This is a genomic window from Chitinophaga filiformis, from assembly GCF_021646545.1.
GTDB classification, from domain to species: Bacteria; Bacteroidota; Bacteroidia; order Chitinophagales; family Chitinophagaceae; genus Chitinophaga; species Chitinophaga filiformis_A.
In genome coordinates, this window is record NZ_JAKIRP010000003.1 from 366,085 (window position 1) to 381,167 (window position 15,083).

Genomic DNA, 15,083 nt, shown 5'->3' on the forward strand with positions numbered 1-15,083 from the left:
GGCAGAAATTTTGCCAATAAAATTATTGGCATATATTTGAAGAAACACGTTTGACAATGAATTGGTTATCCCCAAATACCATCACAGGAGACGCAGCTACTGCGGGACGATATTTTAGAAGAGAGAGAATTAACGAAGAATTCTGGCGCGAAATAAAAAAAGGTAATCACATACTTTTTGTGGCTCCCAGAAGGGTGGGTAAAACATCCATTATGATGGATCTTGCGGAAAACTGCACTGATCAGTATGTATGCATTTACCAAAATATCGAAGGGGTTACATCAAGAAGTGAATTTTATCAACGTTTATTTACGCTGGTCATACAATGCCTTAACAGAAGCCGTGTTCAATCTGTTAAGTCCTATTTACAATCATGTTTTAAGAAGTATGCTATCGAAGAGATTACCACTTCAGGCCTCAAACTTAAAACCTCAGAATTAAACTACGAACTGGAGTTACAGAATCTTATTCTTTCTCTTGAAGAAACAAAAGTACATACAATTCTATTTCTGGATGAATTTGCAGAAGTTATCAGCAGGATGAGCAAGTCAGATCAGAAAGAAGACGCAATAGCAATACTACATACACTCAGAGAGATCCGTAGCTATAAAAAATTTAAGAACTTCTCTATTGTCTACGCAGGATCAGTAGGATTGGAATTTGTAATCAGGAACATTGACAGACCTAAACTCATCAACGACCTCCATCCCATACAAACAGATGCACTCACTAATCACGAAACAAGACAGTTTATCCAACAGTTAACTAAAGACGCCACTATAAGTTTATCTGAACCAGCCATAGCGTACTTAATAAAAGTAGTGGAACATACATTACCTTACTACATCCAACTGATGTTGGAAGAGATTGATCATCTGGCCAGACAGCAGAATAAACCGGAAATATCTACGTCAGATATCGATAATGCGTTTGAAAATGTACTTAAGAAAAACAAGAATTTTGAAGACTGGTTGGAACGACTGAAAGACTACCAATCGGTAAATTTTAAATTTGTTAATGAAATATTAAAACATGCGGCACATAGGGAACAAATAACGATTCGGGAAATCTATGACATTGCCTGCCATGACAGTTATAAAAGGCAGGATGACTATATGGATTTTATAGATCAATTGACAAACGACGGATATTTAATTGAATCCCCCAGACATGTTTATAAGTTCATTTCCCCTTTCCTCAAAAGATTCTGGCTGAGAAAATACCCCGTTTATTATGAACAATTCAATTTATCAACGACATCTCTTTTATCAATCGGCTAACGCGGATGAGGAAACCATCAAGGCGAACTTTCTTATCCGTCTGTCCGAATATGATATTATTATCCAGGACATTATGAGAAATCCCATGAAGGGATCTGTTCAGCATTATTTGCTAATTGGACGTAGGGGCAGTGGCAAATCAACGCTACTAAAAAGGATACAGATTGAGATAGGCTCCAATCCAGCGCTAAAAGACAAATATATCCCCATCAATCTTGCTGAGGAACAGGCAAATATTTATAGGTTATATGACCTTTTGGAAGAGATCATTGGGGAACTGGAGCAGCATGGAATAACTCAAACTCCATTTGAATGGAATGACGATATACACATCTACACAAGGAAATTATTCGATCATTTGCAGCAAAAAATCACTCAATCAGGAAAGAAAATCATCCTGCTATTGGATAATATAGATCGTATCTTTGAAAATATTGAGGATGAAGCCAGCATACTAAGAGAATATCTTCTTAATTATGATAATATTCGGATTATTGGGGGCAGCACAAGAATGACTGAACATTTCTGCAAGTACAATAAACCATTCTACCAGTTTTTTCGCGTACTGGAATTGCGAGCATTAACAACCAAGGAAGTAAAAACTCTATTGCTTAGCTGGAGTGATCAGTTTGACATTCCACAACTTAGAGCTTTTGTAGAAACACGCCCCGGGCAACTGGAGACAATCCGTCTACTTACAGACGGATTGCCAAGAACGCTACAATTTTTTGTAAATATCCTGCTTACTAATGCTCAGGATACGGGGTATGAATACTTACATCATGTGATGGACAATGTTACCCCATTATATCAGGAAAGATTAAATTCATTACCCCCTTCCCAAAGAAAAATTGTGCTTCAATTAGCCTTTGTCTGGGAGGCCGTGGGTACAGGAAAACTGGCAGAAGTGACTAAAATGAATAATAATGCGCTCTCTGCACAGTTGAAGCAGTTAAGTGATAAAGGAATCGTAGAAAAGGTAGAGACTGGAAATAAGAATCATTTATATAGATTGGTAGAACGGTTCTTCAATCTCTGGTTAATTTTCACACAGGGAGGTCCATTGGAAAAAAGGAAGGCCAAATATCTGACTATTTTCCTTGAGGATTTCTATGCCATCGAAAAAATGCAGTTGCTAACTGGAAAACATCAACCAATTATTAACAAAATATCGTCGGGGCAATTTGAAAATCTCCACGAAACAGTACACGCTTTTGTGAAGAATGACCCTATCCAATCACGGCATTTATTACGACAGCTATTGCTACATGGCCAATTTAATCTTGTCTATCAGATATTCCATTCTCCCGAAATGGCAAATACATTACGTGAATTATTTGCGCCTATTTATTATGCCTGTCTCATATTAACGCAGACCAAGGAAAATATCCACTTAAAAATTCCACCAGAAATTACATCGACGGTTAATGTTATTCTTCAGGAGATAAAAGAAAAAAAGTAATATAACTGCCAAACAATGATAATTTAAGCCTTCCTACTTCCCCTTCAACAACCTCATATCCACCTGCAAAGTGGCCATAAAGTACCGTCCTAACAATCTGTTTTGATTCTCCGTCACGGTATTGCCCGATATACTCTGCGACAATCTCGATGTCTCATCCAGCAGGTTGAATCCCTGCAGGCGGACCGTCAGCTTTCTTTTAAAGAGCATCTTCTCTAAAGTAGCGTTTATCATCAGCGGATTAGCTGACAGCGCTCCGCTGTAGCCACTGTTCAACTGTTTATTAATATCAGCTCCCAGGCTGAATGTTTTCAGGAAATACACCTTGCCGTTCAGGTTGAAATTCCAGGTATGGATATTGGTGATATTATTCTGCTGCAGTATGTATACGTTCCGGTTGTAAGTATAAGCCACCCCACCCGTGAGCTCTGCTAATTCCCGCAGCATGTTGGCCCTGAGAGATTGCGTCATCATCAGGTTCTGGCCCGTTTTACGGACGTTGTCCATGTACAGGATATTATTGTTGTAAGAACTGTTTCCGTCCAGGAAGAGGTTGTATTTCCCATCAGCGAGGCGGTAAGACCATCCGTAGATGAAGCGGAAGTTATAATCACCACCAGTATTCAGGAAACGGGTTTCCTGTTTAACAGTATTAAAACTGTCTTTCACCAGAGAGACATTCGTCACCACCTTATCTTGCGTATAGTTACCCGACAGGTGAATGAATAAAGTATTCATTCCCGCATTACGATAATTGAAGAATAGAGAATGTGCAAATGAAGGACGCAGATCAGGGTTACCGATAATGGGAAACTGTGCATTGGTCAGATCAGGCACCGGTTGCAATTGCTGATAGGTCGGAAAGATCACATTGCCGGCGTAAGAAAGGCTCATCATGGCCTGCTTAGGCAGCTTGTACTGAATACGGAAAACAGGCACCAGCTTATTACTGCTCACCACCGCTTTGTTCGCCCCTCCCGCCATGCTGCTGGTCAGACTGGCCGGCTGTAAGCGCACACCGAAGTTGTAATCCCATTTGTTCTTTACCCTGCGGAAGTTCAACTCTATCTGGTGTTGCACCATCGTGTAAATGTAACGATTGCTGAGCGAGTCAATAAAATCGATCTTACCGTCAGGATTGACCCAACGGGTTTCCTGCCCGTTATCAGTATGGTTGTAATTGATCGAATAGCGGAATTCAAGACTGTTAGCAGAGTCGAGTGGCTCTATATAAGACAACTGGCCATTGCCGGTGAAAGTATTGTTCTTCTTATCAAGCAGCTGGTGTAATAAAGAATCCTTTGCAATCGTGCTGTCGGGATTATAGTAACGCAGGCTGTCGGTACCGTCCTGCAGATTATCGTTCTTCGTGGTATTGACATAGAGCCCGAGGGAAACGACCCTTCCCAGTCCCTTGAAGCGATGAGAAGCAAATAAACCCGCCAGGAACACGGGCGTATTGTTGGTGTTCAGACTGTTGGAAATCTGATCCTTACGCTGCAAGCCGCTTTGTATAGCACTGTTCATACTGCTGTTGAACGATTTGTTGCCGCTATAGTTCAGGTTGAAATTGACCATATCCCCCTCTTTCGGCTTGTACTCCGTGCCTATATTGATATTATAATTATCATTACGGCTGCTGTTATTGCTGGTATTAATGCTTGACAGCGTGCCATCGTCAGTCACCGTTTGTGAAGTGCTGAGCGACTCTATCTCACTGGTGGTGCGTCCGCCAATAATGCCCACATTCATTGAAAATTTCTCGGAGTAATTACCCCGGTAGTTAATGTTACCGGTAGAGGTGATAGTATTGCCCACCTGTGCAGAAATGTTGTTGGTATTACCGTTAATAGAGAGCTGCTGTTTTTCACTGAAATAATTCGCCAGTAAGGCAGCATTATACCGGCCATCATTGCCTATACCACCCAATGCCTGCCCCTGGTATACCTTTTCAAGATCGGCCTTCGTCTGGATATTGATGATCTTTTCCGGCTCTCCTACCTTGCGGCCGGTGGCACGCGCCAGATCGCCATAGTCATCTATGAGTTGTACTTTATCAATGAGGTCTGCCGGCAGCAGACGTGTGAGGGTTTTGATATCAGTGATCATGAAGTCTTTCCCGTTGATCCGCACCTTGGTGATCGTTTTGCCCATGGTCTTTACGTTTCCCTCCATATCCACCTGCATACCGGGCAATCGTTTTAAGAGATCCTCCGCTACTGCATTTTCGCGTAAACGGTATTGGTCAGCGCGGTACTCGATAGTGTCCTCCTTAATGACAACAGGCGGCACTGCGCCTTTTACCACCACTTCCTTCAATGTACTTGTCTTAATAGACAGTTTGATAAGCGGCAGATCTATCTCAGTACCTGCTTCTTTATATGAGAATTCACGGTACCATGTATCGTATCCGATCACAGTCACGCGGATAGTAAATACCGGTTGCGGTACATTCCTGAAAATGAATTTACCGGCATCATTAGCGATAGTATGCATTGTATCACGGCCTGCTATCAGCCATACATTAGCCCCGATCATTTCCTGACCGGTTGTATCCCTGACAGTGCCTGATACGTTATATCCAGTCTGTGCCAACAGGGTATGCAGACAGCAAAGGAAACAAATGAGCAGGAAAATCCTCTTCATACAAAAAAACTGGGCTTCATTTCAGACCTGTAATAATATGGGGATACTGTTGATTACGGGTTAACTATATAACTTGGCTAACTTGGCTAAAACTATTATAAATTAATCATGATTCCGGGGCTTCCTGTAAATGCAAAAGTATCCCAAAAGCAATAAGTAATTGCCTGTTCAATTTAGTCTTTTTTAGGGAGATGGCCAGTAAAAAAATGGCCGGACTGCATCATGTCTGCGGTATGGGGATAAAACCGGTAAAAAGCTCCGGGAGGAGCTTTTACACAGCTTCAGGTGTTTGTTCTCTTTCCATCATTTTACGCATATTCATAACAGCGTAACGCACCCTTCCCAATGCGGTATTAATACCTACATTGACGATCTGTGCGATCTCTTTAAAAGAGAGGTCGGCATAATACCGTAAGATCAGCGCTTCACGCTGTGCTTCCGGCAGGCGGTCGATCAATACTTGTACGGAAGCATGGGTTTCCCGCGTAATGATGCGGTGCTCCTGGCTATCCACGTGTCTATAATCGCTGTGGGCTAACTCATCCCTGTAGATGAGGACAAAAGCAGCCGTCTTTTTACGAAAATGGCTGATGCAGCAGTTATGCGCTATCCTGACAGCCCAGGCTATAAAGCGGCTGTTGTCCAGGTAATGGCCTTCGTTGAAGGCGTTGATGATCTTGATGAATACATCCTGGAATATATCTTCCGCCAGGCATCGGTCTTTTACCAACAGCATGATAGTTGTAAAGATCCTGTTCTTATGGCGATGTACCAGCACCGTAAAAGCACGGTCGTCGCCGGATCTGTACAGTTTTATGAGCTCTTCATCTGTCAGGTCACAATATCTTTTCATGTCATTATTTTTTTAAAAACACCGGGCAATAAAGAAGTTTGAAAAATCGGCCGCCCTGGATAAAGCAGCCATCTTACATGTGGTTTTGATGGAGATGGTCATTAGTAAACTAGTTCTTAATGCCAAGAAGTGCCTGCACTTCAGCATACTTGGTCCAGTCGATGCTCCTGCCACGCGCAGCAACATTACCCGGAACAATTACATATCTTACCTGGAATCTCTTGTTACCGTTGTTATCTGTCTGTGTGCTTACATTAAAGTTGCTGAACAACAGTAAACCGCCTTCTGTCAATACTTCCCTGATATACAGGTCGCCCTCTACATAAGGTACAGACGAAATGTTTGGCTGAGCAGCCGTATACAGGTTGAAATAAACTTTTACAAAACCTGTGCTCAGCAGCTCTGCATCAATGGCTTCTACGTCCACACCCCATACGTATTCGCCTGAAGCTGTATCCAGCGCAAATTGTGTATCCAACCACTCTGAATAAGTAATGTTAACGGATCCCGGATCCCCCTGGTCCCCCTTATCTCCTTTATCGCCTTTTGGACCGTTTGCACCCGCCGGACCTGCAGGACCAGCAGCGCCATCCTTTCCACAGGAAGCAATACCGATCATCAGTGAGAACATACATGCGACAAAGAAGTAGCTGGAAATTCGTTTCATAAGTAAATTGTTTGTTTGTGTTTAGTGAAGATGTTTTTGTTAAAAATTTATAATTGTGTCATTCCATCCCTATGATTAAAAATTGTTTCTCGGACAGAGATCGCCGTAACGGTTGCCCAGCAGGAAACCGATCAGCACTTCGTGCGTGCCTTTGCTGACCGTATTTAACGATGATGTAGTGTAGTCATAGGAATAACCAATATTCACCGTTGAACTGATATTCACACCCAGCATAGCGGCAAAGCCGTCTTTGATGCGATAGGAAGCTCCCCACCAGAAGCGGTCCCTGTACAGGAACTTCGCATTCACATCATAGCTTACCGGTGCTGCAGTGATCAGCCTTACCATCACCGAAGGCAACACACTCACGTCATCCGTCATCCAGAGCCTGTAACCTCCCGAAAAGAACAGGTGCGGCACCAGCTTTCCCCTGTATAGAGAATCACCCACTACTTTACCATTATCATAGGCTATTTCCTGGGGAACGATGTTCTGGACGGCCGCACCCATATAGAAGTCAGCACCGTACAATAAGAGGCCCGCATTCACTTCCGGCCGCCACTTGTTAAGCAGCTCGCTGGAAGCTACCACGGGATCGCCAGGCTGCTGAAACTGCAGCTTGGCAGCGTCTACTGACACGGATTGCATGCCTATGGAGATACCACCACTTACATTCAGCCGCGATGACAGCGGAATGTGATGCGCATATGTAGCACTAATCGAGAATCTGTTCAATGGGCCGGTCCTGTCGTTCAGAATGGTCACTCCCATCCCTGCATGGGAAGGCGGTGTGGTATACTCCTGCCAGTATGCCCTGCCCCTGGGGTTTTCGCCAGGAGGCGTCAGACCAGTCACACTGGCCTGTGGGTAATCACTTTTGCGAAGAGGACCATGAACGGTTAAGTAAGTCGTAACCGGTGCACCATTCAGACCGGTCCACTGGTGCCGGTGACTTGCCTTTACATCCCAGTAGTTTTCAATACCTGCTATAGCAGGATTGATGATGAATGGATTCAGGATGTACTGCGTATAATGCGGCTGTTGCTGTGCATAGATCCCCTGCGACAACAACGTCAGCAGCAGCAACAACAATGGTTTTCTTTTCATAAGCTTTTGTTTTTTAAGTGGTGTGCGGATAGCTTATTTATCTGCCGCTGATGATCCTGAACTCCGTTCTGCGGTTACGCGCACGGCCTTCTGGATTGTCAGATCCGTCAGGATTTGTATTAGGCGCTATCGGACGTGTAGCGGCATATCCTTTTGACTGCAGACGACTGGATTCAATGCCCTGACCTACGAGGTAATCTACACAGCTCTTCGCCCTGGCTTCAGATAGTTTTTCATTCAACTCATTGGAACCTTTGCTGTCTGTATGTGCACTCAGTTCGATCACGATAGCAGGATACTTTTTCAACATCGCCACCAGCCTGTCCAATGACGGGAAAGACGCGGGCTGCAGATAAGACATATTGAAGTCATAGTAAATATTCTCCAGTACAATAGGTCCGTCTGTTGTTGGCGGTTCCAGCGCAATCACCGTTGGCTCCGGTTTTGGTGCTGGCGGTGGCGGTGGTGGTGGTGGCACTACTTTCTGTAAGGAGAAGAGCTCCAGACAACAGGCGGCCGCACGGTCGGACGATAACCAGACATTCTCCAGGATATTCTCTTTACTACCTTTGCTGATGAAATACATATCATCTTTTACAGAGTTCACAGGATAACCGAAGTTCACCGGTGTACTCCAGGCACCCGCAGAATCCTTCGCATAGAAGAAGTCAAAGCCCCCCATACCTACCCTGCCATCCGTAGAAAATATCAGCAGATTGGAAGCTGCATGTACATAAGGCGCTTCTTCGTTCCAGGCAGTGTTGATCACCGGACCAAGGTTCTTTGTAAAGAAAGGTGTTCCTTCGCCATTCAGTTCTGCTTCCCACAGGTCAAAACCGCCAACACCACCTGGTCTGTCGCTGGCATAGATAAGACGTTTACCATCCGGCGTTACAAACGGCTGCTGTGCACTGTAACCAGGTACATTCAGCACCGTATCCAGCAATGCTGGTTCACTCCAGGTATCACCGCTCTTTTTGCTGCTATAGATCGCTGCGCTCTTCTTACCCTGTTTCACCGTCCAGCGTGTCATAAAGAGCGTATTACCATCCGGGCTCAATGCAATTACTCCCTGGTCAACATCCTTTGGTTGTGCAATGGCCAGCAGGCTAACCGTATCCGGTTGTCCGGACGCATAATTGGCGCTGTACAGACGGTTTACGAAAGCATGTCCTTTAGCACCTTTATCGGGCCTCGTGGAGGTAAATACCAGTACACTGTCTTTAAACCATACCGGGGCATAGTTGGCACCGATGGGATTGATCACTTCAGGCGCTTTCTCCACCTTATACATATTCAGATCAGGCTTGCCCATCTCTGCGATGATGAAGCGGAGGTTCTGCAATTCGCGTTGTGCTGTTTCGCGGTAAGTATCCTGCAGTGTATATGATTCCAGGAAATAAGTAAATGCTTTTTCAGCCAGTTCATGTCTTCCCAGCGCACGCAGGGCTACTGCATAATGATAAGGCGCCAGCGGGAAGGCTGCTTTATCAAACTCCATTGCTTCTGCATACCAGGGCACTGCCTTGCTGTAATCATGCAGCAAGCGGTAGCTTTCTGCCAGTTTATAGATAGCCTGTTGCTCGGTGCTTACTGTGGCCAGCGATTTCTTTGCAGAAGGCTGCGTGTTATAAGGCCGGTATGCAGCGTCACTTACAATCTTCCTGGCACCTGCCAGGTACTTCTCATAATACGGCGCTGCAGAACTATACTCTGCATTCTTGTAATAATAGTCAGCAGACCGCAGGTAGTTATAAGCAACCTGTCCTTTGCTTATGGTAACCGCTGAAAACAATACTGCTGTAAGAAAGATATGTTTCATGTTTTTCTTTTGATACGTTTGATGGATGAAGGTTCAGGTTAGAGACGCGGACAAACAAACTCCACTTCCTGTGAACGGAAAAGCTTTCTGCCGATGAAGGTGAGCGACAGTTCAAAACTGTTGGAACCCCTGGCCATCTTGCTCAGCTCAGATGTATTGATGTCATAACTTACACCAAGCGTAAAGTTCTTGTAGGTAAAACCTGCATGTGTAGATACTGCATCTTTGAACCTGTAATTCACACCCAGCAATACATCTGTCATAGGATTTACAAACAGCTGCCCGTAAGCACCGGCCATCTTCTCTTCTGCATTGCCCTGTCTCAGGTACAGCAGGTTAGGCGTTACGCTGATCACATCTGTAATAGCAAGCTTCACACCTGCATGGCCTGTAAAGCGCATTGGGAAACGGGCATCACCGTTCTTGCTGAACTGGTCTGTAGGACGTGTAAGATGTGATACAGAGAAACCACCAAAGAGGTTATACTTCTTTCCTGGCTCCGCATCGTAATACAATACACCGGCGCCTGCATCAAATGAGGTAGAGGATGTTCTGCTGAAGGCATCACCGCTGGGTGTACCGGGATTGTAACCGGTGATAGGATTCCACTGATCACCGAAGGTGAGCTTGGAAGCGTCGAACTTACGCTGGATCATGCCGAACTGTAAACCGAACACGACCCTGTGTGTACCCGCTGCACCCAAACGTACACCGGTATAAGAAGCACTTCCATAGGCGGTGGTATAGTTGTAACCACCATCGCCGGCCTTCTGGTTCAGTACACTGGCGCCGAAATTGAACTGCTTGTTCGTGGTGAAATCAGCAGCTACACCGTAGGTTGAGAACGGATCGCTGATGTTCCCCCATTGATTACGATAGATGGCTGAGATACGATATTGGCCATCAAATGCACCGGTCAGCGCCGGGTTAAGCCATGCCGGATACACATAATACTGGGAAAAATGCGGATCGGTCTGCGCTGTTGCTGTATTCCCTGTGAAGATCAGAAAGGGCAATACCAGGATGATAGATAGTATATTTCTCATTTTGGTCGATATTTTTAGCGGTTGTTAAAGTAAAATGACTACGTACCCGGTTAGTGGTGCAAATCCATTCTTTAGTTTTATGATATAGTAGTAAGTAGCCTGTGGCAACAGATGGCCTTTATAAGTACCATCCCATGGCGTTTTATAACCTTCTGAATAGTACACACGCTGTCCGTAACGGTTGAATACCTCCACCGTACAATCTGCATATTCCGACAGGTTAGTCAGCTCCCAGCGATCATTTATCTGGTCGCCGTTCGGAGAAAATGCATTAGGCACTTTTACGGGTTTGAATACTTTCACTGACAGTTCATCTACGGCGGTACAACTTCCCTCTCCTATTGCCGTCAGTGTATATACCTGGTCTTCCATCGCCTGCAGGGTTGGTCGCAGCGCAGTAGGATCAGACAGACCATCTGGCGGTGTCCAGCGGAATTTAAGTACCGTAGAATCATTGGCAGTGGCGTTAAATGTTACCAGCGTGCCCTGTGGTACGATGAAGGATTGTCCTGCATCTATCACCGGCTGCAGGTATACTACCACATTACTGGTGAACGGTTCAGATACGCAACCCGCACCATTGGCCACTACCAGCTGTACGGGGTAGTCACCTGGCTGACTGTAACGCTTCACGGGGTTTTGTTCTGTCGCTCCACTTCCATCGCCGAAGGTCCATGCCCATGAAACGATATCGTCATTGTCGTCTACGCTTCTGTCTGTGAAGATATTGTCAGCTCCCTGACACAGTGTATCCGGTGCAACGGTGAAGTCGGCCTGTGGCTGCGTAAAGAAGGCATCCAGCACCTTTTCTTTCGTCGAAGTACAACCATGTATTGAAGTGGTGGTCAATGAGACGGTGTATGAACCTGCCGTGCGATAATTGTAAACCGGAGATGCCATGGTAGATACGCCACCGTCGCCGAAGGCCCATTGATAGGTCAGACCAGCATTGTCAGGTATGGTAGACATATTCGTGAATCGCGCAGTACCTTCAGGCATACAGATGCTGGTTGGTAAGCCAAAGTCCGTAACCGGTATAGCATGCACTGCGATCGTCTTTGAAGCGGTATCACTGATACAGCCGTTGTTACTTACTGTTACCAGTTTCACATCGTATGTATCCCAGGCAGTGTAGGTCCTGTTGAAAGGAATATTATCTGTACGTGTTTCGTTAGTACCATCTCCAAAGAACCATTTCCAGTTAGTGATGGTACCCGTAGCAACGGTCGACTGGTCTGCGAAATTCACTGCTTCTCCAAGACAGATATCCTCGTTGGCTGCGAATGCAGGTTGTGGCTTCGGATGCACAGTAATAGTAGCAGAGATGGAATCGGTACAACCAGCCTGTGTGGTGAACACATACCAAACCGTGTGCGTACCTGCCCCTGCGGTCAGCGGATTAAATACACCAGTGGAAGACACACCCGGGCCTTTATAAGTACCGGTACCTGTCACGCCGTTCGTTACGCTTCCTTTTGCTACCGATATCACCCGCTTATCGTTCACACACACTGCAGGCAGTGCTGCGAATACCAGACGGGGCTTCAGGTTGAATGTTGCAGACACCGTCGTGTCTTTTGTACAGCCCTGAGCAGTGGTAACAGTATATTTAATATTATAAGTGCCGAAGCTTGTATAGTTGTGTTGTGGATTGGCTACAGCAGATGTGTTGGGATTCTGTGGCGTCGCATTGGCATCGCCGAAGTTCCACGCATAAGTGCTGATAGCCTGTCCGTCGGGTACAGTCGTTGTGCTATTGAACTGTACAAGACCATCTACTTCCAGGCAGTTCTTCGGATAAGTAAAGCCCAATACCGGTTTCGCATTAACCTGTACCTGCTTCTTCACAGTATCACTCACACACAGCTCGCTCACCTTTACAACGTGCGACACTGTATAGGTGCCGTATTTCGAATAATGTGCTGTTTGCGCAGTTGCTTTATCCAGGGATGCAGTAGTATCATTTCCAAAGTTCCAGTACCAGTTCTTCATTGGAGCTGTACCACCATAGGTAGATTGATCCGTCAGGCTGATACCTCCACCCTCACAAATGGCGGCAGGTACAGTAGTAAAATCAGCTACTGGCTTCGCTGCCACTATCACCGGAATAATAGTATCTGCCAGGCAGCCTTCTTTAGAGATCACACTCAGCTGTATATTCTGTTGGCCTACCGGGAACCTGCGTTTCACCAATGCGCCGCTATCCTGTATCGCTCCGGGGAACACCCATTTCCAGCGGTCTATTTCGTACCCATTACCGCTGCTGTCGCCCTTGAAGTACACCGTATCCATGGTACAACCCGTGAAATCAATTTTAAAGGAGGCTGTTGGCTTACGCTTAACATCTACGGTGATCTTTACTTCTTCTTTATGATCACATTTTTCAATGCTGGGGTGTGTATTAGTAATGGGTATCTCGTAAGTACCAATTGTACTGAAGAGATACGTACCCGGTAAAGTGTATTTATAATAGGGTACGCCATTCACCAGTTCTTCTCCCGTAGGCTGAGGATTGGTTAATGTTACATCAGCATTGGGCGTGATCATGTTCCCCAGCTTGCTGATGTTCCACTGCATCTCCGTTGGCTTGTATGCCAGGAGTACCGACAGTTCCACAGGTGTTTGCGTACAGGTAAATTCGTTCTTATAAGAGGAGGTATCCTGTTCATTGTGAATAACACCTATTACATTCAGGTTATTAATGAGCGTACCTGCGTTGTAACCATAACTTTCCACAGAACCTAAACCATAGGTAACAGCCGTGAATGCAGAATCACTTTGTACAATGGCCTGCGCCTGACCAGCGTTCCATCTTTTTATAACCACTGAATAACCGGGTTTATTAGGATGGGGAATGGCAACGGTCCATGCGTTCTTCTGTCCATCGATCGTCAGTGTTTCTGTACCTTTTGTAGGAATGATCATGGTGAGATAGTTCACCCGGATGCTTTCCCTGTTGTTCCTGTAAAAACCTATTCTTTTAATGGATTGCTCAACGGGACTGAGGTATACCATTTCCGGGTCGCCATCACCCCCTGTATTGGGACAGGCGCCGGTGGAGGCCATATATTGGGCAACGAGAACAGGTTTGTCTGATTCTATATAATCGGGTGTATTACTTTCAAATTCGTAGTAGGAATTGCTCTTAAGACCGGTGAGCTGCACACCATTACGCTTCACGATCGTCGTAGGATCTTTCACCACCACCTTGTAAGGATTGGTCATAAAACTACCCGCCGTGTTATCGGTAGAAGTAGGCGCGGTGAGATAACGTTTTCCCCATGCCTGGGAAGGAAAGACCTGCTGGATGTTATTGTCGCCACTGGAACCGAAATTACCGGCACAGGCGAGCGTAGTACGGCTACTACCGGAGAATACCGCTATAGGGAAACAGGTATCATTTGCGTTGGCAATAGACTTTACCGTAGTACCTGTCATTTCGTGACCGGCACTGCCGCCTAAGGATGCACCTATCACCTGGTAGATCTCTCCCCTGTTCAATGTAACCGTGAAAGGCACACCAGGCAGTTTACCGTTACGGGTGGGTACAGAGGGTGTGATCTCTACCCGGGTATTGTTATCTTTCGCTACCACAAACATCCAGGAGAAGCAGTCAAAATCGTAGTCCTGCTGGCTGTTCAGCGATACATAATAATACCCCCATGTTTCTTCAGGCATCAGCATGGTAGCACCCGAAGATGCTGATCCGTAGATGTGTGCATACGCTACAATGGGTACATCACTTACAATGTGGATCCCTTTTTTGATAAAGAGCCCCTCTCCTCCTGTACCACCGAAAGTAGGCGGTACGGAATATAACCTCGCATCGAAGGTCCCTGTTTTGGGAATCTGGTCTGTAGCAATAACAGTGTTGGCAGGGATGCTGTAAGATCTTGTCCAGGTAGTGCCATCTATGGTTACCGTTACATTTGCGGGTTCTTCTGCACTGAGGTACAAGACCATTTCCTGAGAATTGCCCCTGTTGGGCTCCATAAACTGGTGATGGCCATATCCCACCCAGAAGCTTTTACCTCTGTTGGATAAGTTCTGACCATAGGTTTGCAAACAAGTCAGCAGGATGAACAATGTAGCTGTCAGGCTGCTGAGGAACAACTTCCTGCTGCCAGTGCCCCCGCCCGAAGGCGGAGAGCAATAGCAAGCAAAGAATTGTCTGGTTAAAAGCAATGTCCATTTCTCCAT

At 45.6% G+C, this 15,083-nt stretch carries 9 protein-coding genes; 2 read left to right on the top strand and 7 right to left on the bottom strand.

Annotated features, from left to right (window positions below; all coding sequences use genetic code 11):
* Nucleotides 1–56: 56 nt before the first annotated feature.
* Nucleotides 57–1,280, top strand: coding sequence for an AAA-like domain-containing protein (locus L3C95_RS11245; protein ID WP_236386138.1), 1,224 nt, complete (start codon nt 57–59; stop codon nt 1,278–1,280).
* Nucleotides 1,234–2,742, top strand: coding sequence for an AAA family ATPase (locus tag L3C95_RS11250; RefSeq protein WP_236386136.1), 1,509 nt, complete (start codon nt 1,234–1,236; stop codon nt 2,740–2,742). The genes L3C95_RS11245 and L3C95_RS11250 overlap by 47 nt, the downstream gene beginning before the upstream one ends.
* Before the next feature lie 33 nt (nt 2,743–2,775).
* Here the strand turns inward: L3C95_RS11250 and L3C95_RS11255 are convergent, their stop codons facing one another.
* The 7 genes from L3C95_RS11255 to L3C95_RS11285 form a co-directional block, all read right to left on the bottom strand.
* Nucleotides 2,776–5,388 carry a TonB-dependent receptor gene (locus L3C95_RS11255; protein ID WP_236386134.1) on the bottom strand — a complete coding sequence of 871 codons (2,613 nt, stop codon included), beginning with the start codon at nt 5,386–5,388 and terminating at the stop codon, nt 2,776–2,778.
* Nucleotides 5,389–5,659: 271 nt separating this feature from the next.
* Nucleotides 5,660–6,241: an RNA polymerase sigma factor gene (locus L3C95_RS11260; RefSeq protein ID WP_236386132.1), complete on the bottom strand. Its 582-nt coding sequence runs from the start codon at nt 6,239–6,241 to the stop codon at nt 5,660–5,662.
* A gap of 109 nt (nt 6,242–6,350) precedes the next feature.
* Entirely contained in the window at nt 6,351–6,908 is a 558-nt protein-coding gene (locus tag L3C95_RS11265) for a hypothetical protein (protein ID WP_236386131.1), read from the bottom strand.
* Between the two features lie 75 nt (nt 6,909–6,983).
* Complete coding sequence (locus L3C95_RS11270) at nt 6,984–8,015, bottom strand: type IX secretion system membrane protein PorP/SprF (protein WP_236386129.1); 1,032 nt, start codon at nt 8,013–8,015, stop codon at nt 6,984–6,986.
* A gap of 37 nt (nt 8,016–8,052) precedes the next feature.
* On the bottom strand, nt 8,053–9,837 hold the full coding sequence (locus L3C95_RS11275; RefSeq protein WP_236386126.1) for an OmpA family protein: 1,785 nt from the start codon (nt 9,835–9,837) through the stop codon (nt 8,053–8,055).
* 38 nt (nt 9,838–9,875) lie between these two features.
* Nucleotides 9,876–10,883 carry a PorP/SprF family type IX secretion system membrane protein gene (locus L3C95_RS11280; RefSeq protein WP_236386125.1) on the bottom strand — a complete coding sequence of 336 codons (1,008 nt, stop codon included), beginning with the start codon at nt 10,881–10,883 and terminating at the stop codon, nt 9,876–9,878.
* 24 nt (nt 10,884–10,907) lie between these two features.
* Nucleotides 10,908–15,083 (bottom strand): PKD domain-containing protein, encoded by a 4,176-nt coding sequence (locus L3C95_RS11285; RefSeq protein ID WP_236386122.1) that lies wholly within the window; start codon nt 15,081–15,083, stop codon nt 10,908–10,910.

What these genes read in the sequence shown, in the direction of transcription:
- L3C95_RS11265 (WP_236386131.1), bottom strand. Translation starts at nt 6,908, where the DNA reads ATGAAACGAATTTCCAGCTACTTCTTTGTCGCATGTATGTTCTCACTG.
- L3C95_RS11245 (WP_236386138.1), top strand. Translation starts at nt 57, where the DNA reads ATGAATTGGTTATCCCCAAATACCATCACAGGAGACGCAGCTACTGCG.
- L3C95_RS11280 (WP_236386125.1), bottom strand. Translation starts at nt 10,883, where the DNA reads ATGAGAAATATACTATCTATCATCCTGGTATTGCCCTTTCTGATCTTC.
- L3C95_RS11255 (WP_236386134.1), bottom strand. Translation starts at nt 5,388, where the DNA reads ATGAAGAGGATTTTCCTGCTCATTTGTTTCCTTTGCTGTCTGCATACC.
- L3C95_RS11285 (WP_236386122.1), bottom strand. Translation starts at nt 15,083, where the DNA reads ATGGAGAAATGGACATTGCTTTTAACCAGACAATTCTTTGCTTGCTAT.
- L3C95_RS11250 (WP_236386136.1), top strand. Translation starts at nt 1,234, where the DNA reads ATGAACAATTCAATTTATCAACGACATCTCTTTTATCAATCGGCTAAC.
- L3C95_RS11260 (WP_236386132.1), bottom strand. Translation starts at nt 6,241, where the DNA reads ATGAAAAGATATTGTGACCTGACAGATGAAGAGCTCATAAAACTGTAC.
- L3C95_RS11275 (WP_236386126.1), bottom strand. Translation starts at nt 9,837, where the DNA reads ATGAAACATATCTTTCTTACAGCAGTATTGTTTTCAGCGGTTACCATA.
- L3C95_RS11270 (WP_236386129.1), bottom strand. Translation starts at nt 8,015, where the DNA reads ATGAAAAGAAAACCATTGTTGTTGCTGCTGCTGACGTTGTTGTCGCAG.